The sequence below is a fragment of the Paraburkholderia sp. SIMBA_027 genome (assembly GCF_046535315.1).
In the GTDB taxonomy this organism is placed as follows: domain Bacteria; phylum Pseudomonadota; class Gammaproteobacteria; order Burkholderiales; family Burkholderiaceae; genus Paraburkholderia; species Paraburkholderia tropica.
Genome location: NZ_JAWRWY010000755.1, coordinates 1 through 266, shown reverse-complemented (window position 1 = coordinate 266; position 266 = coordinate 1). Strand labels below are relative to the sequence as shown.

1 protein-coding gene is annotated in these 266 nt (G+C 63.9%); it reads right to left on the bottom strand.

What is annotated here, in order from left to right:
* On the bottom strand, window positions 1–266 hold a 266-nt coding region (locus SB764_RS41080), incomplete at both ends, for a DUF4118 domain-containing protein (protein WP_410866908.1).

Below are 266 nucleotides of genomic sequence, written 5' to 3'. Positions count from 1 at the left end.
AACCCTACGGCGAGCGCGACGCCGCAGGCCAAAGCGAGAAACACGACCAACGTGAAAAGCGTCGTCGGGTCCGCAACGGAGAGCGAACCCACGGGGTCCGCTGAGTAGTAATTAAGGAGAAAGCTGCCCAATACTGCCGCCACCACCGCGGGCCACAGGCCGCCTATGGCAGCGACCGTGACCGCAACCGCCAACTGCAGCAGCATGATCATGGCGAAGTTGCGGAAGGACATCACCGCAACCACCAGCTCGACGGCGGGCGGCAG